This window comes from Rhodoferax sp., from assembly GCF_030646845.1.
In the GTDB taxonomy this organism is placed as follows: domain Bacteria; phylum Pseudomonadota; class Gammaproteobacteria; order Burkholderiales; family Burkholderiaceae_C; genus Rhodoferax.
The window spans coordinates 139,385-161,323 of sequence record NZ_JAUSLE010000063.1 but is presented as its reverse complement, the minus strand read 5'-3'; the positions used below and the strand labels follow the sequence as shown (position 1 = coordinate 161,323).

Annotated in this window: 21 protein-coding genes; 19 read left to right on the top strand and 2 right to left on the bottom strand. The window is 61.3% G+C overall.

Annotation, left to right across the window (positions count from 1 at the left end):
• Positions 1 to 38: 38 nt before the first annotated feature.
• From argB to Q7T10_RS15680, 19 genes are all read left to right on the top strand, one after another.
• Positions 39 to 929: an acetylglutamate kinase gene (gene argB, locus Q7T10_RS15770; RefSeq protein ID WP_304750155.1), complete on the top strand. Its 891-nt coding sequence runs from the start codon at positions 39 to 41 to the stop codon at positions 927 to 929.
• A 58-nt stretch (positions 930 to 987) separates the two neighbouring features.
• Positions 988 to 1,683, top strand: a complete 696-nt coding sequence (locus Q7T10_RS15765) for a response regulator transcription factor (protein ID WP_304750153.1) — start codon at positions 988 to 990, stop codon at positions 1,681 to 1,683.
• An 18-nt stretch (positions 1,684 to 1,701) separates the two neighbouring features.
• On the top strand, positions 1,702 to 3,144 hold the full coding sequence (locus Q7T10_RS15760) for a sensor histidine kinase (RefSeq protein WP_304750150.1): 1,443 nt from the start codon (positions 1,702 to 1,704) through the stop codon (positions 3,142 to 3,144).
• A gap of 121 nt (positions 3,145 to 3,265) precedes the next feature.
• Positions 3,266 to 3,883 (top strand): nucleoid occlusion factor SlmA, encoded by a 618-nt coding sequence (slmA, locus tag Q7T10_RS15755; RefSeq protein WP_304750147.1) that lies wholly within the window; start codon positions 3,266 to 3,268, stop codon positions 3,881 to 3,883.
• 140 nt (positions 3,884 to 4,023) lie between these two features.
• Positions 4,024 to 4,734 carry a TetR/AcrR family transcriptional regulator gene (locus tag Q7T10_RS15750; RefSeq protein WP_304750144.1) on the top strand — a complete coding sequence of 237 codons (711 nt, stop codon included), beginning with the start codon at positions 4,024 to 4,026 and terminating at the stop codon, positions 4,732 to 4,734.
• 5 nt (positions 4,735 to 4,739) lie between these two features.
• The gene (locus tag Q7T10_RS15745) at positions 4,740 to 6,536 is read left to right on the top strand and encodes an acyl-CoA dehydrogenase C-terminal domain-containing protein (RefSeq protein WP_304750141.1); all 1,797 of its coding nucleotides are present in this window, start codon (positions 4,740 to 4,742) and stop codon (positions 6,534 to 6,536) included.
• Between the two features lie 52 nt (positions 6,537 to 6,588).
• Entirely contained in the window at positions 6,589 to 7,023 is a 435-nt protein-coding gene (locus Q7T10_RS15740; protein ID WP_304750138.1) for a DUF2147 domain-containing protein, read from the top strand.
• Between the two features lie 20 nt (positions 7,024 to 7,043).
• Entirely contained in the window at positions 7,044 to 9,443 is a 2,400-nt protein-coding gene (locus tag Q7T10_RS15735; protein WP_304750137.1) for a 3-hydroxyacyl-CoA dehydrogenase/enoyl-CoA hydratase family protein, read from the top strand.
• A gap of 13 nt (positions 9,444 to 9,456) precedes the next feature.
• Entirely contained in the window at positions 9,457 to 10,653 is a 1,197-nt protein-coding gene (locus Q7T10_RS15730) for an acetyl-CoA C-acyltransferase (protein WP_304750134.1), read from the top strand.
• 89 nt (positions 10,654 to 10,742) lie between these two features.
• The gene (locus Q7T10_RS15725) at positions 10,743 to 11,594 is read left to right on the top strand and encodes an acyl-CoA thioesterase II (protein WP_304750131.1); all 852 of its coding nucleotides are present in this window, start codon (positions 10,743 to 10,745) and stop codon (positions 11,592 to 11,594) included.
• Positions 11,595 to 11,598: 4 nt separating this feature from the next.
• On the top strand, positions 11,599 to 12,387 hold the full coding sequence (locus Q7T10_RS15720) for an SDR family oxidoreductase (RefSeq protein ID WP_304750128.1): 789 nt from the start codon (positions 11,599 to 11,601) through the stop codon (positions 12,385 to 12,387).
• Positions 12,387 to 12,980 carry a 2-hydroxychromene-2-carboxylate isomerase gene (locus Q7T10_RS15715; RefSeq protein ID WP_304750125.1) on the top strand — a complete coding sequence of 198 codons (594 nt, stop codon included), beginning with the start codon at positions 12,387 to 12,389 and terminating at the stop codon, positions 12,978 to 12,980. Before Q7T10_RS15720 ends, Q7T10_RS15715 begins: the two co-directional genes overlap by 1 nt.
• Before the next feature lie 14 nt (positions 12,981 to 12,994).
• Positions 12,995 to 13,759, top strand: coding sequence for an enoyl-CoA hydratase (locus Q7T10_RS15710; protein WP_304750122.1), 765 nt, complete (start codon positions 12,995 to 12,997; stop codon positions 13,757 to 13,759).
• 82 nt (positions 13,760 to 13,841) lie between these two features.
• A complete protein-coding gene (locus Q7T10_RS15705; RefSeq protein WP_304750119.1) occupies positions 13,842 to 14,690 on the top strand; it encodes an NAD(P)-dependent oxidoreductase in 849 nt (282 codons plus the stop codon).
• Between the two features lie 134 nt (positions 14,691 to 14,824).
• Positions 14,825 to 15,502: a TetR/AcrR family transcriptional regulator gene (locus tag Q7T10_RS15700; RefSeq protein WP_304750116.1), complete on the top strand. Its 678-nt coding sequence runs from the start codon at positions 14,825 to 14,827 to the stop codon at positions 15,500 to 15,502.
• Entirely contained in the window at positions 15,502 to 16,386 is an 885-nt protein-coding gene (locus Q7T10_RS15695) for an SDR family oxidoreductase (protein ID WP_304750113.1), read from the top strand. The genes Q7T10_RS15700 and Q7T10_RS15695 overlap by 1 nt, the downstream gene beginning before the upstream one ends.
• Before the next feature lie 19 nt (positions 16,387 to 16,405).
• The gene (locus Q7T10_RS15690; RefSeq protein ID WP_304750111.1) at positions 16,406 to 17,581 is read left to right on the top strand and encodes an acyl-CoA dehydrogenase family protein; all 1,176 of its coding nucleotides are present in this window, start codon (positions 16,406 to 16,408) and stop codon (positions 17,579 to 17,581) included.
• 30 nt (positions 17,582 to 17,611) lie between these two features.
• Positions 17,612 to 18,787, top strand: a complete 1,176-nt coding sequence (locus Q7T10_RS15685; RefSeq protein ID WP_304750108.1) for an acyl-CoA dehydrogenase family protein — start codon at positions 17,612 to 17,614, stop codon at positions 18,785 to 18,787.
• 10 nt (positions 18,788 to 18,797) lie between these two features.
• Positions 18,798 to 19,286, top strand: a complete 489-nt coding sequence (locus Q7T10_RS15680) for a thioesterase family protein (RefSeq protein WP_304750107.1) — start codon at positions 18,798 to 18,800, stop codon at positions 19,284 to 19,286.
• Positions 19,287 to 19,335: 49 nt separating this feature from the next.
• Here Q7T10_RS15680 and Q7T10_RS15675 read toward each other — a convergent pair whose 3' ends face one another.
• Together Q7T10_RS15675 and Q7T10_RS15670 are read right to left on the bottom strand one after the other, a co-directional pair.
• Positions 19,336 to 20,520 carry an ABC transporter substrate-binding protein gene (locus Q7T10_RS15675; protein ID WP_304750104.1) on the bottom strand — a complete coding sequence of 395 codons (1,185 nt, stop codon included), beginning with the start codon at positions 20,518 to 20,520 and terminating at the stop codon, positions 19,336 to 19,338.
• Between the two features lie 196 nt (positions 20,521 to 20,716).
• Positions 20,717 to 21,895: an ABC transporter substrate-binding protein gene (locus Q7T10_RS15670; protein ID WP_304750101.1), complete on the bottom strand. Its 1,179-nt coding sequence runs from the start codon at positions 21,893 to 21,895 to the stop codon at positions 20,717 to 20,719.
• Positions 21,896 to 21,939: the final 44 nt, after the last annotated feature.

Sequence of the window (21,939 nt, the reverse complement as noted above, 5' to 3'; positions counted from 1 at the left end):
TTGCCCATTCACCTTTTGAGCCACAGGCAAAAATCCCCATGACCGACGTCACCAACATCTCTCCCCGCGACAAGGCCGAAATCCTGGCCCAGGCGCTGCCCTACATCCGCAAGTTTCATGGCAAGACCATGGTCATCAAATATGGCGGCAACGCCATGACCGACCCGGCCTTGCAGGCGGACTTTGCCGAGGACGTGGTGCTGCTCAAGTTGGTGGGCATCAACCCGGTGGTGGTGCACGGCGGCGGACCACAGATTGAAACCGCGCTGAAACGCCTGGGCAAGAAGGGCGAGTTCATTCAGGGCATGCGCGTGACCGACGCTGAAACCATGGAGGTGGTGGAATGGGTGCTGGCGGGTGAGGTGCAGCAGGACATCGTGGGCCTGCTCAACCAGGCTGGCGGCAAGGCGGTGGGCCTGACCGGGCGTGATGGCGGCATGATTCGCGCGCAAAAACTCCAGATGGTGGACAGCAGCGACCCCGCCAAAGTGCATGACATGGGCCAGGTAGGCGATATCGTCAGTATCGACCCCAGCGTGGTCAAAGCCTTGCAGGACGACGCGTTCATCCCCGTGATCAGCCCGATCGGTTTTGGCGAGAACAACGAGAGTTACAACATCAACGCCGACGTGGTCGCGGCCAAGCTGGCGACCGTGCTGCAGGCGGAGAAACTGATGATGCTGACCAACATCAGCGGCGTGCTGGACAAGGCCGGTAACTTGCTGACAGATCTCAGCGCACGCCAGATCGACGAGCTGTTTCTAGATGGCACCATCAGTGGCGGCATGTTGCCCAAGATCAGTGGCGCGCTGGACGCGGCCAAAAGCGGCGTGAACGCGGTGCACATCATCGACGGCCGGGTGCCCCATGTGCTGCTGCTTGAAATTCTGACGGACCAGGCGTTCGGGACGATGATTCGCTCCCACTAATTTGCTATCTGTTTTATAGCTTCTGGCGCAATAAATACGGGGGCTAGCGGCCTTTTTAATGAGACTCCTGCTCGTTGAAGACGACGTGATGGTGGCCAGCGGTATCAAGCTGGGGCTCACCGACGCCGGTTACGCGGTGGACTGGGTGGGCAATGCTGAGCGTGCGCTGGAGGTCACGCTGCGCGAAGCGTTTGATGTCGCCATCATCGACATCGGTCTGCCCGGCATGGATGGCCTGGCGCTGACCCAGCGGCTGCGCAAAGACGGTCATACCATGCCGGTGTTGATTCTCACAGCCCGCGATGCGCTGCATGATCGCGTCCAGGGGCTTGACCGGGGTGCCGATGACTACATGATCAAACCGTTCGAGTTGCCCGAGTTGCTGGCACGGTTGCGCGCGTTGTTACGCCGTTCGCAGGCGGCCACCTCGGCCGTGTTGAGTTTTGGCCCGCTGGAGCTGGACACGGCCACCCGGGTGGCCTGCATTCGTCCGGGCGGACAGCCGGTCGAACTGGGCCCGCGCGAATGGACGGTCATGGAGTATTTGCTGATCAATGCGCCCAAACCCGCCAACAAGGACAAACTGCTGCAGGCGCTGACCGGATGGGACAAGGAAATCACGCCCAACGCAGTGGAGGTGTACATCTCGCGGCTGCGCGGCAAGCTTGAGCCCCATGGCATCGCGCTGCGATCGATCCGTGGTTTTGGCTACCGCCTTGAGATGACTGCCGACCCCGCCAGCATGGCCGACTGATCGATGCAGACGGCTGCCATGTCCTCAGGCCTGAAGCGGCGCCTGTTGCTGTTGTTGTTGATTCCCCTGTCCGTGCTGGCCTGTGTCAACGCCTGGTTTGACTACCGTTTGGCGGACAGCGCCGCCCTGCAACAAGACCGCCAGTTGCTCCAGTTGGTGCCGCTGCTGGCAGACTCGGTGGTGGCCAAAGGCAAAACGCCCGATGCCCCCCCCGTTTTGCTCACAGCTCCGGCTGTCGAAGAATTCCTCAAGGGCAGAGCCGGTTTTTCGGCGTTTGGCATTGCCGACCTCGACGGCCGGGTGCTGGTGGGCGATGCCTGGCTGAGCACCGTGCCGCCCACCACGCGTGAGCCCGAGTTCTTCAGCGAAGAAGAAGGTGGCGTGACCTACCGCATCGTTTCCCAGCGCGTCCAGACTGCGGGCGGGGAGTTGGTGGTGCGCCTGGCGGACGGGTCCGACCCGCGCCAGCAGTGGGTCAGACTGGTACTGCTCAAGGTCTTGTTGCCCAACCTGGTGCTGATGCTGGTGGTGGTGTTCGTCGTCAATTGGGCGGTCAAACGGGCGCTGCGACCGCTGTTGGCGCTGAAGGACGCGGTGGAGCACCGGTCGCCGCGCGACTTGAGCGCAATTGATGTGCAAGCCTCGCCGGAAGAGGTGCGCCCGCTGGTGCAGTCGCTCAACCGGCTGTTTGACCTGGTGAATGCGCAGGCGGAAAGCCAGCGCCGCTTTGTGGCCGATGCGGCGCACCAGCTGCGTACACCGCTGGCGGGCCTGCAGGCGCAGGTTGAAGCCTGGGCGCAAGCCGTCAACACGCCGGCCGCTGCCGAAGCATGGCGTGAAAAATATGCAGGAAATACGCCTCTAGCCCCCGTCGATAATGCGTCATTAGCTATCAATATAGGAGCACCCCAGATCAACCGTTTGCGCGATGCCGTCCGGCGCACATCGCAACTGGCCAATCAGCTATTGGCCTTGTCCCGGGCCGACGCGCGCAACCTGGACGCGCAGCCCTTGCATCGGGTGGATCTGAAGGAGCTGTGCGAAACCCTGCTTGAAGTCCATCTGGATGCGGCCACGGCCAAACGCATTGACCTGGGGCTGGATGCGCAGGCCGTGCATGTGACGGGCAATGAGTGGCTGCTGCGCGAACTGGCCTGCAATCTGCTGGACAACGCCCTGAAATACACCCCCGAAGGTGGCACCGTCACACTGCGTTGTGCCTGGACGGTCGATGACAAGGCACCCTATCTGGAGGTCGAGGATGACGGTCCGGGCGTGCCTGTGGCGGAGCGGCGTCGTGTTCTGGAGCGTTTTTACCGCGTGCCGGGCACCAGCGCTGAAGGCAATGGCCTGGGCCTGGCGATTGCCGACGAGATTGCACGGGTGCATCGCAGCCAGCTGGTCGTGGGCAGCGGATTGGGGGGGCGGGGCACCCGCATCACCTTGTTGTTCGGGGCCTGACCCCGCGAAAACCCTTGGGTCCGCTATGCGAGAATCAAATGATCCTTTCGCCTAGTGCACCATGTCTGACGCCGAATCCACCCCATCTCCAGCGCTTTCTCCAACCTCTGCAGGCAGTGAGATGGCCGCACCGGTTCGCAAGCGTCCCAAGCCGGGCGAACGCCGGGTGCAGATTCTGCAGGCCTTGGCCACCATGCTGGAACAACCGGGTGCCGAACGCATCACCACTGCCTCGCTGGCGGCGCGTCTGGATGTGAGCGAGGCCGCGCTGTACCGGCACTTCGCCAGCAAGGCCCAGATGTTTGAGGGCTTGATCGAGTTCATCGAGCAGACCGTGTTTTCCCTGGTCAACCAGATCGCTGAGCGGGAGAGCGCGGCGGCCGCGACCGATGCCACGACGGGTACGCGCCAGGCCGGCAAGGTCGTGGCCATGTTGATGCAGTTCGCCGAGAAAAACCCCGGCATGGCCCGCGTCATGGTGGGCGATGCACTGGTGTTTGAGAACGAACGCCTGCAGCAACGCATGAACCAGTTTTTTGACAAGATCGAGTCCACACTCAAGCAGGCCCTGCGGACTCCCGCCGAATTGAGCGGTTCGGCGACCCCCAGTGTGGATATCCAGGTGCGTGCGGCTGTCCTCACCGCCTTTGTTGTGGGGCGCCTGCAGCGCTTTGCGCGTTCGGGCTTCAAGCGCCTGCCTTCGGAGTACCTGGACGCCAGTCTGGCCCTGATGCTTTAGGTCGGGCAGCGGCGGGGGCTGCAGCAGGGATTCGGGTAAACCCGCGCTTTCCTTAGAAAAAACTCTCTAGAAGTGGCTGCGGGTTGGCGGCAAGCCTCGAAAATGCTGCAAAATAGCACGATCGTTCTTTTTTGCGCACTATGACCGTTTCTCAATCACCTGCCAAACCCGTACGCGCCAGCCGCCAAGGCTCGCGCGGGGGGCGCGCCCTGCAAAAAGGGCAGCAGACCAAGCAGGCTATCGTCGATGCCGCATTGGGGCTGGCGGCGCAGATTGGCCTTGAAGGGTTGAGCATTGGCGCCCTGGCCGAGGTGACGCAGATGAGCAAATCGGGTGTGTTTGCGCACTTTGGTTCGCGCGAAGAACTGCAGATTTCCGTCATCCGCGAGTATTACGCCCGCTTTGCCGACGAGGTCTTTTCCCCCGCGATGGATGAAGCCCGCGGTTTGCCGCGCGTCAGGGCCCTGTTTTCCAACTGGATGAAACGCGTGGCCGTCGAAATCCAGTCCGGCTGTATCTTCATTAGCGGTGCGGTCGAGTTCGACGACCGGCCCGGGCCGGTGCGTGACGCCCTGGCCAGCTCGGTCAAGGTCTGGCTGGCCGCGATGTACCGGGCTGTTGTTCAGGCCAAGGAGATGGGGCATCTCAAGCAGGATGCCGACGAAGAGCAGATGGCCTTCGAGATTCACGGACTCATTCTGGCCTCGCACTATGAAGCCCGGTTTCTGGAAAACCCGGTCTCGGTCACACGCGCCAACCAGGGCTTTGAAAACATTCTCGCGCGCTACGGCAAGACCGTCGCCGCCGGATCAGCACCTTCCCCAAAATCCAACCCACGCTCAAAGGAATAATCAGCATGCCTATCTATACACCGCCCCTGCGCGACATGCGGTTTGTGATGCACGAGTTGCTCAAGGTCGTTGACGACTTCAAGCAGATCCCCCAGCATGCAGACATGGATGTTGACACCATCAACGCCGTGCTCGAAGAAGGCGGCAAGTTTGCGGCCGAAGTCACCTTCCCGCTCAATATCAGTGGCGACACCGAGGGCTGCAAGCTGGACCAGGTGACGCACGAAGTGACGACGCCTGCCGGATTCAAGGCGGCCTACGCCAAGTTCATCGAGGGCGGCTGGGCGGCGCTGGCTTGCGACCCCGCTTTTGGTGGCCAGGGCCTGCCGCTGGTCGTGAACCAGATGTTCTACGAGATGCTCAACAGCGCCAACCAGGCCTGGACCATGTATCCCGGCCTGACCCATGGCGCCTATGCGGCCCTGCACACCCACGGCACTGAAGAGCAAAAGCAGACTTACCTGCACAAGATGACCAGCGGCGAATGGACCGGCTCCATGTGCCTGACCGAGCCCCATTGCGGCACCGATCTGGGCCTGATGCGCACCAAGGCCGAGCCGCAGGCGGACGGCACCTACAAGATTACTGGTAACAAGATCTTCATCAGTGCCGGTGAACATGACATGACCGACAACATCATTCATCTGGTGCTGGCCCGTCTGCCCGATGCGCCTGTCGGCATCAAGGGTGTCAGCCTGTTCATCGTGCCGAAGTTCCTGGTCAACAAGGACGGCTCGCTGGGTGCACGCAATGGGGTCTACTGCGGTGGTCTGGAGCACAAGATGGGCATTCATGGCAACGCCACGGCCCAGATCGTGCTGGACGGGGCTGTCGGGACCATGGTGGGACAGCCCAACAAGGGCATGAACGGCATGTTCGTGATGATGAATGCCGCCCGGCTGGGTGTGGGCAACCAGTCCCTGGGCCTGACCGAGGTGGCCTACCAGAACGCACTGGCGTACGCCAAGGACCGCATTCAGATGCGCTCGCTGTCGGGCGTCAAGGCCAAAGACCAGCCGGCCGACCCGATCATCGTGCACCCCGACGTGCGCAAGATGTTGCTCACGGCCAAAGCCTACGCCGAGGGCGGCCGCGCCCTGAGCACCTACTGCTCCATGCTGCTGGAAAAAGAGCATAACCACCCGGACGAAAAAGTGCGCAAGGATTCCGGCGAGATGCTGGCCATGCTCACGCCGATCGTCAAGGCCTTCATCACCGACAACGGCTGGACCGCGACATCCGCCTGCCAGCAGGTGTTTGGGGGTCACGGGTACATCAAGGAATGGGGCATGGAGCAGTTTGTGCGCGATGCCCGCATCAACATGATCTACGAAGGTACCAACACCATCCAGTCGCTCGATTTGCTGGGCCGCAAGATACTGGGCAACAACGGTGCCACGCTGCGCAAGTTTGGCAAGCTGGTGGGCAAGCTGGTGGAAGAAGAAGGCGTCAATGAAAAGATGGCCGAGTTCATTACCCCGATTGCCATTCTGGGCGACCAGATGACCAAGTTCACCACCGAAATTGGTTTCAAGGGTTTCCAGAACCCGGACGAAGTGGGTGCCGCAGCGGTGGACTACCTGCGCGTGGCAGGCCATCTGGTGTTCGGCTACTTCTGGGCGCGCATGGCGCAAGTGGCGCTGCGTGAAATCGCAGCGGGCAACACTGACACCTTCTATCTGGCCAAGCTGCAGACGGCGCGTTTCTACTTCGCCAAGCTGTTCCCGGAGACGACGATGCTGATGCGCACGGCCCGTGCCGGAACGAAAGTATTGATGGACACGGATGCCGCTTTGGGCTGAGTGCTGATCCCGTCTTCACGGGTTTTCTAGTCTTTTTGATCGGGGAGTCCTTATGTACAAGTCGATTGTTGCTATTGCTTTTGGTGCGCTGGCATTGCCGGTGCTGGCGCAAATGACGCCCGCCGGTGTGTGGCGCACCATTGACGACAAGACGGGGGAGCCGTCATCGGAGGTGCGTATCACCGACAACGCCGGGGTGCTCTCCGGCCGGATCGAGAAGCTGTTGCGCAAGGATTCGAAGCAGGACGCCGTCTGCGACAAATGCACGGATGAGCGCAAGGACAAGCCGGTGATCGGGATGGAGATCATTCGTGGCGCCAAAAAGGCCGATGGCAAGGACGCATGGGAAGGCGGCAAGATTCTGGATCCGGACAACGGCAAGGAATACACCTTGCGTCTGACCCCGATTGAGGGCGGCAAAAAACTCGAAGTGCGCGGCTATATCGCATTCTTCTTTCGAACCCAGACCTGGATTCGCGCGCAGTAATTCATTTTTCAGGAACAACAATGTCCCGTTTTAAAGTCAAAAAAGTCGCCGTGCTGGGTGCCGGCGTGATGGGTGCGCAAATCGCCGCCCACCTGGTCAATGTCAAGGTGCCAGTCATTCTGTTCGACCTGCCCGCCAAGGAAGGTCCAAAAAACGGCATCGTCACCCGGGCCATCGACGGCCTAAAAAAGCTCAAGCCCGCGCCGCTGGGTGTGGTGGACGACGCGGGCCTGATCCAGCAGGCCAACTACGAAGAGCACATGGATTTGCTCAAGGACTGTGACCTGGTGATTGAAGCAATCGCCGAGCGCATGGACTGGAAGCTGGACCTGTACAAAAAGATCGCGCCTTTTCTGGCACCGCACGCCATCGTGGCGTCCAACACCTCGGGCCTGTCGATCACCAAACTGAGCGAAGCGCTGCCGGAGGCAATCAAGCCCCGCTTCTGCGGTATTCACTTTTTCAACCCACCACGCTACATGATGCTGGTGGAGTTGATCAACACGCCCACCACCCAGCCTGAAATTCTGGACGACCTGGAAACCTTCGTCACCAGCAATCTGGGCAAAGGCGTGGTGCGTGCCAAAGATTCCCCCAACTTCATCGCCAATCGCGTCGGCATTGCCGGCATGCTGGCGACGATGAAAGAGGTGGCGAATTTCGGCCTGACCTATGACGTGGTGGATGATCTCACCGGCAAAAAACTCGGCCGCGCCAGCTCGGGCACCTTCCGCACCGCGGACGTGGTGGGGCTGGACACCATGGCGCATGTCATCAAGACGCTGCAGGACACGCTGAGCATCGAGACCGATCCGTTCTACGAGAGCTTTGCCACACCTGAGGTGCTCAAGACCCTGCTGGAAATGGGCAACTTCGGTCAAAAGACCAAGGCCGGTTTCTTCAAGAAAGTCGGCCGCGATGTGCTGCGCTTTGATCTGGCAACGAAAGACTATGTGCCGGCCGGCCAGAAAGCCGACGAGGTCTACGCCCGGATGCTGAAAAAGCCTGCCGCCGAGCGGCTCAAACTGCTGCGCGACAGCGAAGGCGCGCAGGGCCAGTTTCTGTGGGCCATTCTGCGCAACAGCTTCCACTACTCAGCCGTGCACCTGGCATCGATTGCTGACAACGCGCGTGATGTCGACTTCTGCATGCGCTGGGGCTTTGGCATGAAGCAGGGCCCGTTCGAGCTGTGGCAGGAAGCCGGCTGGCTGACAGTGGCCAACATGATCAAGGAGGACATCGACGCGGGCAAGGCCTTGTGCAAGGCGCCGCTGCCCGATTGGGTCTTCAAGGGCCCGGTGGCCGATGCCGGTGGTGTGCACACCCCACAAGGCTCCTGGAACCCCACGACGAGCCAGTTCGTGGCGCCGCGCAGCCTGCCGGTGTACGAGCGCCAGCACTTCCCCGAAAGCGTGCAGGGGGCCAATGCACCCTCGGCTGCAACAGCCGGAAAGACCGTGCAGGAAGACGAGTCCATGCGCCTGTGGACGCTGGACGATGAGGTGCTGATTGCCAGCATCAAGACCAAGATGCACGCCATTGGCGGCGGTGTGATTGAAGGTCTGAACACCGCAGTGACACTGGCCGAGAAGGACTACAAAGGCCTGGTGATCTGGTCGCCCGACGAGATGTTCTCGGCCGGTGCCGATCTGCAGTCCATGCTGCCGGGCTTCATGATGGGTGGCGTCAAGGCCATTGATGGTGCCGCGAAGGAGCTGCAAAAAGTCATGCTCAAGCTGCGCTATGCCAACGTACCCACCGTGGCCGCCATTCGCGGCCTGGCGCTGGGCGGTGGCTGCGAGCTGGCGGTGTACTCCGGCAAGCGCGTGGCGGCCATGGAGAGCTACATCGGTCTGGTGGAGGTAGGCGTGGGCCTGGTGCCCGGTGCCGGTGGTCTGACCTATATTGCACGGCGCGCCGCCGAGAACGCGGCTGCCTCCACCGGCAAGGACCTGCTGCCCTTTTTGACCGAGGGCTTCACCGCCGCGGCCATGGCCAAGGTGGGCACCAGCGCGCTGGAGTCGCGCAAGCTGGGCTACCTGCTGGAGAGCGACGTGGTCGTGCCGCACAAGGATGAGCTGCTGTTTGTAGCGATCAACGAAGCCAAGGCCATGTTCAACGCCGGCTACCGTGCGCCGCACAAGCGCCTGTTCGCCGTGGCCGGTCGCAGCGGCGTGGCCACGATCAAGGGCTCCCTGGTGAACATGCGTGATGGCGGCTTCATCAGCGCGCACGATTTCCATATCGCCAGCCTGATTGCCAATGTGGTGTGCGGCGGCGACGTGGATGCCGGCAGTCTGGTGAGCGAAGAGTATCTGATGACACTGGAGCGCCAGGCCTTCTGCGAGCTGCTCGTCCACCCCAAGACGCAAGAGCGAATCATGGGAATGATGTCCACCGGCAAGCCGGTTCGCAACTGATCAAGAGAAGACCATGAAACAAATTCAAGAAGCCTACATCGTTGCTGCCACGCGCACGCCCATTGGTCGTTCGCACCGTGGATTTTTCCGCAACACCCGCCCGGACGATCTGCTGGTCAAGGCCCTGCATGCCGCGCTGGCGCAAGTGCCCAGCCTGGACCCGCAGTCCATCGAAGACCTGATCTGTGGCTGCGCCATTCCGGAGGGCCAGCAGGGGCTCAACATCGCGCGCATCGGCGCTGTGCTGGCCGGCCTGCCAACCAGCGTGGGCGGCATCACCGTCAACCGCTTTTGCGCCTCCGGCCTGTCGGCCGTGCAGATGGCCGCTGACCGCATTCGCGTAGGCGAAGCCGATGTCATGATCGCCGCTGGCGTGGAGAGCATGAGCATGGTGCCGATGATGGGCAACTCGCCCTCGCTCTCGCCCACCATGTTCAACAATGACGAGAACATCGGCATTGCCTACGGTATGGGCCTGACCGCCGAGAAGGTGGCCTCACAGTGGAAGGTCAGCCGTGCGGCGCAGGACGAGTTCGCCGTGGAATCGCACAGGCGGGCTCTGGCAGCCATGGAAGCAGGTCACTTTGCCGACGAGATGACCCCGGTGGAAGTGATTGACCGCTCGCCCAATCTGGAAACCGGTGAGGTCATCGAGAAACGGCGCGTGGTCAGCCTGGACGAAGGCGCGCGGTTCGATACCTCGATGGAAGGCCTGGCCAAGCTCAAGACCCCGTTTGCGGCGCGCGGTTCGGTCACGGCGGGCAACAGTTCGCAGACTTCGGACGGTGCCGGCGCCCTGATTCTGGCCAGCGAGAAAGCGGTCAAGCAGTTCGGTCTCAAACCACTGGCTCGTTTTGTCAGTTTTGCAGCCAAAGGCGTGCCGCCCCACATCATGGGCATTGGCCCGATCGAGGCCATTCCGGCGGCGCTGCGGTACGCTGGTTTGAAGCAGGACGACATCGACTGGATCGAGCTCAACGAGGCGTTTGCGGCGCAGTCGCTGGCCGTGATCAACACGCTGGGGCTCGACCCCGCCAAGGTCAACCCGATGGGTGGCGCCATTGCGCTGGGCCACCCGCTGGGTGCCACAGGGGCCATCCGGTCGGCCACCGCCATCCACGCACTGCATCGCAACAAGCTCCGCTACAGCATGGTCTCCATGTGTGTGGGCATGGGGCAGGGCGCTGCCGGAATCTTTGAGCGTGTCTGAACAAGAAAGGCCACTTCTAAGTGGCCTTTTTTTCGCCGTCGCCCAAATGACTGTCGGTTGCGCCGCGTGCTGCGACACTGAGTAACGCCATGACCTCACATCCCTTTGACATCGCCCTTCATTTGACGCCGGACTTTGGCGTCAAAGCCGATCAGTTTCTGGGCACGACCAGCGCGGACTGGTGGAACATGGTGGGTCCGTTTGGCGGCATGAGCGCCGCCATCGTCCTGAACGCCGTCATGACGCACCCGTCCCGGCTGGGTGATCCGGTGGCTTTGACGGTGAACTTTGCCAGCGCCATGAGTCAGGGTGGCTTCAAGGCGGTCGCCACGCCGGTACGAACCAATCGGTCCACGCAACACTGGTTGCTGGAGTTGCGCCAGGCCGATGCCAACGGCATGGAGGCCGTGGTGCTGACCGGGACGGCCATCACGGCCGTGCGGCGTGACACCTGGAGTGCCAATGACATGCCCATGCCGGAGGTCGCCCCGGCGGACGCCGTGGCCCGCATTTTGCCTCCCACCGAGGGGGTGGTCTGGATTCAGCGCTATGACATGCGCCCGGTGACCGGGCTCCTGCCATCCACCTGGGATGGCGGCGCCAGCAGTGATGATCCGCAGCTGGCCAGCCTGACGCAGCTCTGGATTCGCGACGATCCGCCGCGCCCGCTGGACTTCGCTTCCCTGGCCGCGATGGCCGACGTCTTCTTTCCGCGCATCTGGTTGCGCCGCTCGGTGCTGGTGCCGGTGGGCACCGTGTCACTGACCGTGTACTTCCATGCCGGTACCGAGCAACTGGCTGAATCCGGCACCGGCTACTTGCTGGGGCAGGCCCGCGGACAGGCGTTTCGCAACGGCTTCTTTGACCAGGCCGGGCTGCTCTGGAGCGCGAACGGCACCTTGCTGGCCACGACCCATCAGCTGGTTTATTTCAAGGAGTAAAGACATGACCCCCACGCTCCGCACTGAGGTGTCGTCGCGTTCCCCCGACGGAGCCCAGCCCAACCCTGTTGCACTCGTTGTTGGTGCCGGTGACGCGACAGGCGGCGCCATTGCGCGCCGTTTTGCCCGCGAAGGCTTTACGGCCTGCGTCACGCGGCGCAGTCTGGACAAGCTGCAACCGCTGGTCGAGCAGATCAAGGCCGACGGCGGGGCTGCGCACGGGTTTGCCAGTGATGCGCGCAAGGAGGACGAGGTGGTGGCACTGGTCGAGCAGATCGAATCGACCCTCGGCCCGATCGAGGTGCTGGTGTTCAACATCGGTGCCAACGCGCCCAGCAGCATTCTGGACGAGACCGCCCGCAAGTACTTCAAGATCTGGGAGATGGCCTGTTTCGCCGGTTTCCTGAACGGGCGTGAAGTGGCCAAACGCATGGTGCAGCGCGCCGCGCCCGAGCGCAAACAAAGCATCATCTTCACCGGTGCCACCGCCTCGCTGCGCGGCGCCGCCCACTTTGCGGCGTTCGCGGGTGCCAAGCATGCCCTGCGTGCACTGGCGCAGAGCATGGCGCGCGAGCTGGGGCCCATGGGCATCCACGTGGCCCACAGCATCATCGACGGCGCGATCGACACCGGATTCATCCGCGACAATTTTCCCGAGCGCTACGCCCTGAAGGCGCAGGACGGCATCCTCAACCCCGATCACATTGCCGATCAGTACTGGATGCTGCATGCCCAGCCGCGCGACGCCTGGACCCACGAGCTTGATTTGCGCCCTTACATGGAGAAGTTCTGATGAGCAAAACCGTAGATTTCTATTTTGACTTTGGTAGTCCGGCGGCTTACCTGGCCTGGACGCAATTGCCAAAAATTTGTGACGACACCGGGGTGCAGCTTGTCTGGAAGCCCATGTTGCTGGGCGGCGTGTTTCAGGCCACCGGCAATCGCGCGCCGATGATGGTGCCGCTCAAAGGCAGCTACCTGTTTGTCGACCTGGCCCGCTTTGCGCGCCGCTATGACGTGCCCCTGAAATTCAACCCGAATTTTCCGATCAATACGCTGACCTTGATGCGCGCCGCCGTGGGCCTGCAGATGCGTGGTGATGCGCGCTTCGAAGACTACTGTGCCGCCATGTTTCGTGCCATCTGGGTGGACGCGCAAAACATGAACGACCCCGCTGTAGTCGCCGCTGTGCTCACCAGCGCCGGCTTCGAGCCGCAAGCGCTGCTGGCCTTGAGCAGTGAACAGGCCGTCAAGGACGAGTTGAAGGCCGTGACCGAAGCCGCCGTTCAGCGTGGCGTCTTTGGCGCCCCCACTTTCTTTGTGGCCGACCAGATGTTCTGGGGCCAGGACCGACTGGATTTTGTGCGCGAAGCACTTGTCAAATAACCTGAGGAAACCGCATGACTGACATATTGACCGACATCGCCAACGGCGTCATGACCATCACCTTCAACCGGGTGGAGAAGAAGAATTCCATCACCAGTGCCATGTACGCGGCCATGGCCGATGCGCTGGCGCAGGCCGAAGCGGACGCCGCGGTGCATGTGGTCGTGTTCCAGGGGCACGAAACAATTTTCAGTGCCGGCAACGATATCGGGGATTTCCTGAATGCGCCCACCTCCACCCAGGACTCGCCGGTGTTTCGCTTTCTGCGCGGCATCAGCACCTTTTCCAAGCCGGTGGTGGCGGCGGTGTGCGGGCCAGCCGTCGGCATTGGCACCACCATGCTGTTCCATTGCGATCTGGTCTACGCCGGAGACAACGCGGCCTTCTCCATGCCGTTCGTCAACCTGGGCCTGTGCCCCGAAGCCGCGTCCAGCTATCTGGCGCCGCAGTTGATGGGTTATGGCCGTGCCGCCGAGGCGCTGTTGCTGGGGGAGCCGTTCATGGCCGAGTCCGCGCTGGAGATAGGCCTCATCAGCCGCATCGTGCCGCCGTCCGAGGCTGCCGCGCTGGCGCAACGCCAGGCCCAGAAGCTGGCCGCCAAGCCTTTGAGTTCACTGATCGAGACCAAGCGCCTGATGAAAAAAAGCCAGGCCAGCACTGTGGCCGAGCGCATGGTGGAAGAGGGCGCCAGCTTTGGGCGCATGCTGCGCGAACCAGCAGCGCGCGAGGCCTTCACCGCATTCATGGAAAAGCGCAAGCCGGATTTCTCGAGAGTTTAAGGAAAACCGGGCTCCAGCCCTCGTCGAATAAGCGTCAATAGCTATTATTTGTATAGCAAAAGCATTGTCAGGAGAATCGAGCATGACCGAAGTGAACCCGACCGCCAGCCTCAAGGGCAAGACCCTGTTCATCACCGGCGCGTCGCGCGGCATTGGCCTGGCCATTGCAAAGCGGGCGGCGGCCGACGGGGCCAACATCGTCATCGTGGCCAAGACCACCGATCTCAACCCCAAACTGCCAGGCACGATCTACAGCGCCGCCAAAGAAGTCGAGGCCGCCGGTGGCCGGGCCCTGGCCCTGGCGGTGGACATACGCGATGACGACGCTGTTTTTGCTGCCGTGGCCAAAGCGGCGGCGACCTTTGGCGGCATCGACATCCTGGTGAACAACGCCAGCGCCATCAGCCTGACCAACACTGAAGCCACACCCATGAAGCGCTTCGATCTGATGAACGGCGTCAATGCGCGCGGCACTTACCTGTGCACCATGGCCTGTTTGCCGGAATTGAAAAAATCAGCAGCGGCCGGGCGTAACCCGCAGGTGCTCACCATGTCGCCCCCGTTGTCGATGCAGACCCACTGGTTCCAGAACCACACCGCCTACAGCATGGCCAAGTACGGCATGAGCATGTGCACGCTGGGCCATGCGGGCGAGTTCAAGAAATACGGCATCGGCGTCAACAGCCTGTGGCCACGCACTGCCATTGCGACGGCGGCCATGCAGATGATTCCGGGCGTGGATGTGGCCTTGTGCCGCAAGCCGGAAATCCTGTCGGATGCGGCCTGGCTGATCCTGACCGGCAGCAACGCCAATACCGGCAACTTCTACATTGACGACACGGTGCTGGCCGCGCATGGCATCACCGACCTGGAGAAGTACTCGGTGACACCGGGGACGAAGCACTTCATTCCGGATTTCTTCGTGGATTGAATTTACCCGTTTCATGCGGCGTCTTCTGCCGGCGCGGCGCTTGCGTGCTGGCGGCCCCTGTGATTGCCTGGGCAGAATATTTTTACAAAGCAAGCGCTTGTTAAAAATAAACAATCTCGGTATGCTCCGGGGCAATGACTGCCTCAGCTCTGCCAATCCACCACGAATCCGGGTCGCCGGCTGACCCCGGGCCCAAGCGCCCGCGCGGACGCCCGCGCAAGACCGAGGGTGAGCGCGATGACGGCAATCGTCGGCATGAGCTGCTCACCGCGGCGGCCCGGCTGTTTCGCCTGCAGGGTTTTGACGCCACCAGCACGCGCGACATCGCGGCGGCGGTCGGCATGCACAGCGGCTCGCCGTTCTATCACTTCAAAAGCAAGGACGCGCTGCTTTACGCCGTGATGGAGGAGGGCATGCACTCGGCCATTGCGCGGCAAACCGCTGCCCTGCAGGCGGCCGGCCCGGGTGCGGGTGAGCCGCTGGTGCAGGTCCGGCGCCTGATCCGCGCGCACTTTGACACACTGCTGGGACCGGGCAACGACTTTGTGCCGGTGATGCTCTACGAACACCGCTCCCTGAGTGCGCGCCAGCGCGCGTCGCTGGCGCAACTACAGGTCGAGTACGAAGCGGCATGGATGCCGGTGCTGGAAGCACTGCACGCCAGTGGCCATTTGCGCGCACCGGTCAAGTTCTCCCGTCTGTTGATATTGGGGGCGCTGAATTGGTCGGTGCAATGGTTTGACCGAAAAAAGGGCGCATCGCTCGATGAGCTGACCGATGCCGCCATGTTTCTATTTTTTAAGGAGTGTTGATGAGCTACGGTTCCGTCTTTGTAAAGGGTATGTTTGCGGGCAAAGTGATGCTGGTCACTGGCGGTGGTTCCGGCATTGGCCGCTGCGTGGCGCATGAGCTGGCCGCGTTGGGGGCGCATACGGTGCTGGTCGGCCGCAAGCCCGACAAATTGCAGGCGGTGATGGATGAAATTGTTCAGGACGGGGGGGCCGCCAGTTTCTTCGTCTGCGATATCCGGCAGGAGGAGGTCGTCAAACAGACCGTGGCCGCCGTGGTGGCGGCTCATGGCCGCATCGATGGTCTGGTCAACAACGCCGGTGGCCAGTACATGACGCCGCTGGAAGCCATCAGCGCCAAGGGCTGGGAGGCGGTGATCAACACCAATCTGACCGGTGGCTTTTTGATGGCGCGTGAGTGTTTCCTGCAAAGCATGAACAAGTACGGCGGCAGCATCGTCAACATCGTGGCCGACATGTGGGGATCCATGCCCGGCATGGGGCACAGCGGTGCGGCGCGTGCCGGCATGGTCAGTTTCACCGAGACCGCCGCCATTGAATGGGCCGGCCGGGGTGTGCGGGTCAATGCCGTGGCACCGGGTTACATTGCATCGAGTGGCATGGACAAATACCCCGAGGAGATGGGGCCCATGTTGCGCGAGATGAGCAAGACCATTCCGCTGGGGCGCTTCGGCACCGAAGCCGAAACGTCCGCCGGCATTGTCTTCCTGCTGAGCCCGGCGGCGAGTTTCATCAGCGGCAGCACTTTGCGAATTGACGGCGCGCGGCCACAGGTGCGCATGGGCTGGCCGATGCGGGTGGCCGACGCCAAGGCACAGGAACGTGATGCCATCAAGCCGTTCAACGGCTTTCACCGTGCCCTGACGCCCAAGGTTTTCTCGTCCTGAACACGGAAGGTCGTTGATCATGAACTACACGCACGAACACCTGGAAATCCAGAAGACGCTCAAGCGTTTCATTGATGCCGAGATCAACCCCCATGTCGACGAATGGGAGGCTGCCGAAATGTTTCCGGCGCATGAGGTCTTCAAGAAAATGGGCAATCTGGGCCTGCTCGGGCTGACCAAGCCCGAGGCCTATGGCGGCTCGGGTCTGGACTACTCCTATGCCGTGGCCATGGCCGAGACCCTGGGTCATATCGACTGCGGTGGCATTCCCATGGCGATTGGCGCGCAGACGGACATGTGCACGCCGGCGCTGGCGCGTTTTGGCAGTGACGAGCTCAAGCGGGAGTTTCTGACCGGCGCCATTGCCGGCGATCTGGTGGGTTGCATCGGTGTCAGCGAGCCCGCCGCCGGCAGTGATGTGGCGGGTATCAAGAGCCATGCCCGCAAGGACGGGGACGACTATGTAATCACCGGCCAGAAGATGTGGATCACCAACAGCCTGCAGGCCGACTGGATGTGCATGCTGGTCAATACCGGCGACGGGCCGCAACACAAGAACAAGAGTCTGGTGATGGTGCCCCTGTGCGAGAACGGCAAACTGCGCCCCGGCATCGAGGTGGCGAAAAAAATCCGCAAGATTGGCATGAATTCCAGCGACACCGGCCTGATCTACTTTGACGAAGTACGGGTGCCGCAGCGCTACCGTATCGGCGAAGAGGGCCAGGGTTTCATCTACCAGATGCAGCAGTTCCAGGAGGAACGTCTGTGGTGCGCAGCCAGTTGCCTGCAAAGCCTGGGCAACTGCATTCAGTGGACGGTCGAGTGGGCGCAGGAGCGCAAGATGTTTGGCGCCACGCTGGCGGACCAGCAGTGGGTGCAGTTCAAGCTGGCGGAAATGAAAACCGAACTGGAAAGCCTGCGTGCGCTGACTTACCGTGCCTGCGATCTGTATCTGCAGAAACAGGACGTGCTGGAGCTGGCATCGATGGCCAAGCTCAAGGCCGGACGCTTGAGCCGGCTCATCCCCGATGGCTGCCTGCAATTCTGGGGCGGCATGGGTTTTACCTGGGAAAACAAGGTGTCCCGCATGTACCGGGATGCGCGGCTGGGCTCCATTGGGGGCGGCGCCGACGAAGTGATGATGGGCATTATTGCCAAGACCATGGGCGTGGCCAAGCGGCCCACCCGAAGCTAGACAACAATCAATTTTTTTCAGGAAACGTTAATGTCCATGACAGATATTGCCGACGAAGACATCACTCTGGTCGAAGACGCGGCGCGCAAATTCGTACAAACCGAAGTCGCACCACACTTGAATGACTGGGAAGAAGCGGGCGAATTTCCCCGCAGCCTGTACCGGCGCGCAGCCGAGATGGGCTGGCTGGAAATGGGCTACCCGGAGCAGTTCGGCGGCACACCGAGTCCCTGGAAGCTGCGTAACGCCATGACCATTGCACTGGCGCGCAGCGGCGGCAGCGGCGGCTTGATGGCCAGCCTGTTCAGCCACAACATCGGCCTGCCGCCGGTGGTGCGCCACGGGTCGCCCGCCTTGCAGGCGGAGGTCATTCCGGATGTGCTCGCCGGAAAAAAAATCTCCGCTCTGGCCATCACCGAACCGGGTGGCGGCACCGATGTGTCCGCCCTGCGTACCACGGCGCGGCTGGAAGGCGATGAATACGTGGTCGATGGCGAGAAGATCTTTATTACGTCCGGCATGCGCGCCGACTGGTTCACCGTGGCAGTGCGCACGGACCTCAAGAACAAGGGCCCCATGGGCATTTCGATGCTGATGGTGCCGGGCGATGCGGCGGGCCTGTCGCGCAGCCCCTTGAAGAAGATGGGCTGGCTGTGCTCTGACACGGCGCAACTGCGCTTTGACGGCGTGCGGGTGCCGGCCCGCTATCTGGTGGGTGAAGAAGGCTCGGGCTTCAAGATGATCCTGACCAACTTCAACGGCGAACGCCTGTCCATGGCGGCCATGGCGCTGGGCTTCTCGGAGTGCTGTTTTGATGAGGCGCTGAGCTGGGCCCAGCAACGCAAGACCTTTGGCACCGCACTGGTTGATCATCAGGTCATTCGCCACAAGCTGATGGACATGAAGATGCGCATCGAATCCACCCGTGCCTGGCTCAATGCCGTGTCCGCCCGTGCGGATGCGGGCGACCGTGGCGACAAGGCCGCCAAAGGCGCAGAGTGGGTGGCCCAGGTATGCCTGCTCAAGAACCACGCCACGCAAACCATGCAGTTCTGCGCCGACCAGGGGGTGCAGATTCTGGGTGGCATGGGTTTCATGCGCGGCACCGCTTGTGAGCGCATCTACCGGGAGGTCAAGGTCATGATGATTGGTGGCGGTGCCGAGGAGATCATGAAGGAGTTGGCCTCGCGTCAGCTCGGTCTGTGAGAATCACGGCATGACCAAACACATTGAAGTTGAACCAGAAGTTGAGTTCGAGGACGAATTCGTCACCGGACTTAAAAAAGTCTTTGAGGAAATGATCGTTTTCAACCAGGTGTTGGGCCTGAAGATCACATCACTCAAGCCCACGCAGGTCAGGGGCCGCATCGACATGAAGCGGGACCTGATTGGCCACTTCAGCTTCAACCGGATTCATGGCGGCGTCATCAGCGCCGGGCTGGATGCCATGGGTGGTCTCGCCGTGATGGCGGCCATCGGTGCGCGGCATATGGATGAGACACCCATTCAGCGCCTGCACCGCTTTGGCAAGCTCGGCACCATCGATTTGCGGATCGATTACCTGCGCCCGGGCATTGGTGAGTACTTTGAATTGCGCGCCGAGGTGATGCGTCTGGGCTCCCGGGTGGCCTCCACCCGCATGGAGTTCCTGGGGGCGGACGGCAAGCTGCTGTCCACTGGTTCAGGGGCATACATCGTTTCATGACAAGAGGCCGCCACCTGGCGGCCTCTTGTCTGGAGCGAGTCCTGGCGGACTATTTCTTTGCGGCGGGCGCCGCGTTTTCTTCCGGGTAGTCGGACACCACCCTCCATTTGCCGTCCTGAATCTGCGACAAGCGCGATACTTCCGTGCCCGCGTGTTTGGTCGGTGAAAACGTGCCTTGTGGGCTACCGAAGATGTCGGGCGGCACGGTCATCGAATCCATGGCCTTGATGAAGGTCTCGGTGTTCAGGTTGACACCGGCTTTGGTCGCGGCCTTGGCAAAGGTGTCGACGAATATGTAGCCGTAGGTCGACAGCACCGTGGGATCTTCATTGAACTTCGTCTTGTACTTGTTGGCCCAGAAGCGGATCGGCTGTGAGGCCTCGTCCAGGTAAGGGTTTTGCGCCGTGTTGGTGGCGTAGAAGCCGTTCATGGCAGGGCCCCCGAGCCGGTGAATCAGGTCGGTATAGGCGGCGTTGGAGCCCAGAAACACCGGGTTGTAGCCCATCTTGCGAGCGGTGCCAATGGCGCCAATGGTTTCGCGGATGATGGTGCCCATCGCAATGAAGTCGCAGCCGGACGATTGCATCCTGGCAACCTGGGACGAGAAGTCGGTGGCGCCACGCTTGTAGGAGGTCTTTTCGACGAAATCCATGCCGATGGATTTCAATCCGGCTTCGGCACCACGCAGCACCTCCAGACCAAACTCATCGTCCTGGTACAGGGCGCAGACTTTTTTCGCGCCCTTTTCCTTGACCAGTCTGGGGGTGGAGGTTCGCATCTGGTCGAAGTAGCTGGGACCATAGGCGTATTTGAGTCTGTGGAAGGGCTCGTACATTTCCCTGGACGAGGTGATTGGCAGGAAATTGACAATGTTCTTTTCGAACAGGACCGGCATCGCGGCAAGGTTTTGCGCCGTGCCGAGGTGGCCCAGCATCATGAAAATCTTGTCCTGGTTGACCAGCTTCTGCGCAGCCAGCACCGCCTTCTTGGGGTCATAGGCCGAGTCTTCAAAAATGATGCGCACCTTCCGGCCATTGATGCCACCCTGCTCGTTGATTTCGTCCACCCGTAACTGCATGCCCAGCCGGGCCTGCTTGCCAAAGCCGGCAATCGGGCCGGACAAATCCTGAATGGAGCCGAGGGTGATCGTGTCTTTGCTAACGCCCTGCTGGGCACTGGCCAGGGTGGCCGAAAGAGCCAATGCGGCCACTAGCACAGTCGATTTGAATCTCATGACTTGTCTCCATTCAGGTTGAGGAAAGCGCGGCCAGAAATGCGCGCGAGCGAGCACGCATTCTTGACGTGATGCAGCGCCTGTCAAGCTGTCGCAAACCCTCGATGGCACTGGAAGCATCCTTGACGGAGGCTCGCAGCGCCTTTCATTCAAAAAAAAAGCCACCCGAAGGTGGCTCTTCTTGTGAGCTCGGCGTTTACTTCTTGGCCGGCGCTGCATCGGAGATGTAGGGCCCGACCACCTTCCACTTGCCGTCCTGGATCTGCGACAGACGCGAGGCGTCGCTGCCCAGGCGCTTGGTCGGCGAGAAAGTGGCCGGTGCACTGCCAAAGATATCTGGCGCAATCGTCATCGTGTCCATAACCTTGATGAAGCTATCGGTGTTCAGGTTCTTGCCTGCCTTGTTGGACGCATTGATGAACGTGTTGATGATGGTGTAACCATACACGGAGAACACGGTCGGATCTTCGTTGAACTTGGTCTTGTACTTGTTGGCCCAGAAGCGGATCGGCTGCGATGCCTCATCGGTGTAGGGGTTTTGCACGGTCATGGACGCGTACAGCCCATCCATGGCCTTGCCGCCGAGTTTGTGGATCAGGTCGGTATAGGCAGCACTGGAGCCCAGAAAGACGGGGTTGAAGCCGGTCTTGCGCGATTCGCCGATGGTGCCAATGGTCTCGCGGATGATGGTGCCCAGCACCACCATGTCACAGCCTGCGGCTTTCATCTTCGCGACCTGGGACGAGAAATCCGTGGCGCCACGCTTGAACGATGTTTTTTCGGCGTATTCCATGTTCATGGTCTTCAGGCCAGCTTCACCGCCACGCAATACTTCGAGGCCGAAATCGTCATCCTGGTAAATGGTGCAGACCTTCTTGGCGCCCTTCTCTTTGACCAGCTGGGGCACGACGCGACGCATCTGGTCATAGTAGGTCGCGGCAAAGGAGTACTTGAGCTTGTGAAAGGGCTCGTACATTTCACGGGCGGCCGTGATCGGGAAGAAGTTGATGACGTTTTTCTCGAACTGGACCGGCATGGCGGCCATGTTCTGCGCCGTGCCAATGTGGCCGACCATCATGAAAATCTTGTCCTGATTGACCAGCTTTTGCGCCGCCAGAACCGCCTTCTTGGGGTCGTAGCCGGAATCTTCAACGATGAGTTTGAGCTTGCGGCCATTGACCCCACCCAATTCGTTGATCTCATCCACGGCCAGCATCATGCCCAGGCGGGCCTGCTTGCCAAAGCCGGCCAGGGGGCCGGACAGATCCTGGATCGAGCCGAGTGTGATCTCGGTCGCGCTGACGCCCTGCTGGGCCGTGGCAAGTGTGCTGGCCAGGGCCAAAGTGGCAAGTGCCGCCGTTGCTTTGAATTTCATGTGTCGTCTCCGTTCGTCTTAAAAAGGGTGAGCCAAAAAATGCA

Excerpts from the sequence above, each read along its gene's own strand:
- Q7T10_RS15685 (WP_304750108.1), top strand. The coding sequence starts at position 17,612 with ATGTCCATGACAGATATTGCCGACGAAGACATCACTCTGGTCGAAGAC.
- slmA (WP_304750147.1), top strand. The coding sequence starts at position 3,266 with ATGGCCGCACCGGTTCGCAAGCGTCCCAAGCCGGGCGAACGCCGGGTG.
- Q7T10_RS15700 (WP_304750116.1), top strand. The coding sequence starts at position 14,825 with ATGACTGCCTCAGCTCTGCCAATCCACCACGAATCCGGGTCGCCGGCT.
- Q7T10_RS15675 (WP_304750104.1), bottom strand. The coding sequence starts at position 20,520 with ATGAGATTCAAATCGACTGTGCTAGTGGCCGCATTGGCTCTTTCGGCC.
- Q7T10_RS15705 (WP_304750119.1), top strand. The coding sequence starts at position 13,842 with ATGACCGAAGTGAACCCGACCGCCAGCCTCAAGGGCAAGACCCTGTTC.
- Q7T10_RS15765 (WP_304750153.1), top strand. The coding sequence starts at position 988 with ATGAGACTCCTGCTCGTTGAAGACGACGTGATGGTGGCCAGCGGTATC.
- Q7T10_RS15760 (WP_304750150.1), top strand. The coding sequence starts at position 1,702 with ATGTCCTCAGGCCTGAAGCGGCGCCTGTTGCTGTTGTTGTTGATTCCC.
- Q7T10_RS15710 (WP_304750122.1), top strand. The coding sequence starts at position 12,995 with ATGACTGACATATTGACCGACATCGCCAACGGCGTCATGACCATCACC.
- Q7T10_RS15725 (WP_304750131.1), top strand. The coding sequence starts at position 10,743 with ATGACCTCACATCCCTTTGACATCGCCCTTCATTTGACGCCGGACTTT.
- Q7T10_RS15750 (WP_304750144.1), top strand. The coding sequence starts at position 4,024 with ATGACCGTTTCTCAATCACCTGCCAAACCCGTACGCGCCAGCCGCCAA.
- Q7T10_RS15735 (WP_304750137.1), top strand. The coding sequence starts at position 7,044 with ATGTCCCGTTTTAAAGTCAAAAAAGTCGCCGTGCTGGGTGCCGGCGTG.
- Q7T10_RS15695 (WP_304750113.1), top strand. The coding sequence starts at position 15,502 with ATGAGCTACGGTTCCGTCTTTGTAAAGGGTATGTTTGCGGGCAAAGTG.
- Q7T10_RS15680 (WP_304750107.1), top strand. The coding sequence starts at position 18,798 with ATGACCAAACACATTGAAGTTGAACCAGAAGTTGAGTTCGAGGACGAA.
- Q7T10_RS15720 (WP_304750128.1), top strand. The coding sequence starts at position 11,599 with ATGACCCCCACGCTCCGCACTGAGGTGTCGTCGCGTTCCCCCGACGGA.
- Q7T10_RS15740 (WP_304750138.1), top strand. The coding sequence starts at position 6,589 with ATGTACAAGTCGATTGTTGCTATTGCTTTTGGTGCGCTGGCATTGCCG.
- Q7T10_RS15730 (WP_304750134.1), top strand. The coding sequence starts at position 9,457 with ATGAAACAAATTCAAGAAGCCTACATCGTTGCTGCCACGCGCACGCCC.
- Q7T10_RS15715 (WP_304750125.1), top strand. The coding sequence starts at position 12,387 with ATGAGCAAAACCGTAGATTTCTATTTTGACTTTGGTAGTCCGGCGGCT.
- Q7T10_RS15690 (WP_304750111.1), top strand. The coding sequence starts at position 16,406 with ATGAACTACACGCACGAACACCTGGAAATCCAGAAGACGCTCAAGCGT.
- argB (WP_304750155.1), top strand. The coding sequence starts at position 39 with ATGACCGACGTCACCAACATCTCTCCCCGCGACAAGGCCGAAATCCTG.
- Q7T10_RS15670 (WP_304750101.1), bottom strand. The coding sequence starts at position 21,895 with ATGAAATTCAAAGCAACGGCGGCACTTGCCACTTTGGCCCTGGCCAGC.
- Q7T10_RS15745 (WP_304750141.1), top strand. The coding sequence starts at position 4,740 with ATGCCTATCTATACACCGCCCCTGCGCGACATGCGGTTTGTGATGCAC.